Source organism: Selenomonas sp. oral taxon 126 (assembly GCF_001683335.1).
In the GTDB taxonomy this organism is placed as follows: domain Bacteria; phylum Bacillota; class Negativicutes; order Selenomonadales; family Selenomonadaceae; genus Centipeda.
The window spans coordinates 971,322-972,413 of the sequence record NZ_CP016201.1 but is presented as its reverse complement, the minus strand read 5'-3'; the positions used below and the strand labels follow the sequence as shown (position 1 = coordinate 972,413).

The window sequence follows — 1,092 nt, the reverse complement described above, 5'->3', positions numbered from 1 at the left end:
CGCACCCCGCTCACCACCACCGATGCAAGCTGATCCTGTATCGCAACGACTTTCGACGGAACTGCCAAACACATATTTTCTCCTTTATTTGACCTCCATCAATGGGATATATCGTGCTTATGAGCTTCCCCCGCCAGTGCGGGGGAAGTGCCGAGCAAAGCGAGGCGATAGGGGCGCCAGTGGCTCATGCACATTTCTCACGATAGATAACCCGCACCGTCCAAAGCGCCCCTTCCACCGCTCACGCGGTCCCCCTCCCCCGTTTCGACGGGGGAGGCTTTGCATTACAGCACTCAGATCCTCGCTCACATTCCCATCCGCGCCAGTGCCACCGCCGCCTGCCCGTATGCAATCCCGCCGTCGTTCGGCGGGGCGGCGTGCGGCAGTAGTACGCGGAAGTCTCTGAGGCGCGCAAGCATCTCCTCAAGGAGGAGCGCGTTCTGGAACACGCCGCCCGAGAGCGCGACCGTCCGCAGCCCCGTGCGCGCAGCGAGCAAATCCAGCACCTCTGCGACCGCCGCCGCCATCGTCACATGGAAGTCGAGCGCACGCGCCGCACGCTCCTCCTCCGAGAGGCTCTCCACCCCGTCCGCAAGCGCCGCAAGCACGGGCATAAAGTCAATCGTCAGCGGCGCATGCTCCCGCTCCAACACATACGGCAGCACAACGCCCGATCTCCGTGCGCGCCGCGCACAGAGTTCCAGTCCGATTGCCGCCTGTCCCTCGTACACATTTACGCGGCAAATGTCGAGCAGTGCCGCCGCCGCATCGAAGAGCCGCCCCACGCTCGACGTGAGCGGGGCATTGACCCCCGCCGCCGTCGCCTGCACGAGCAGCTGCCAACCTGCGGGAATCTCCTCCATAAATTTCGGCGCGCGCAGGGCAATCTCCTCCCCGTACATCGTGTGGAGCACCCGGAGCGCAAGCCGCCACGGCTCTTTTGCCGCGCGGTCGCCGCCCGGCAGGGGGATGTACGCAAAATGCGCGAGCCGCTCGTAGTCCGCCATATCCGCCGCAAGGAACTCCCCCCCCCACGAAGCCCCATCCGCCCCGTAGCCCGTCCCGTCGAGCGCAACGCCGAGGACACGCGCC

General features: G+C 65.5%; 2 protein-coding genes. Both read right to left on the bottom strand.

Going from position 1 to position 1,092, the window contains the following annotated elements; genetic code table 11:
• Positions 1-74, bottom strand: a 74-nt coding sequence (locus AXF19_RS15980) for a HypC/HybG/HupF family hydrogenase formation chaperone (protein WP_172837409.1), incomplete at its 3' end; no start/stop codon positions are given.
• Positions 75-305: 231 nt separating this feature from the next.
• A partial coding sequence (locus tag AXF19_RS04265) for a Kae1-like domain-containing protein (RefSeq protein ID WP_442983839.1) occupies positions 306-1,092 on the bottom strand: 787 nt, incomplete at its 5' end.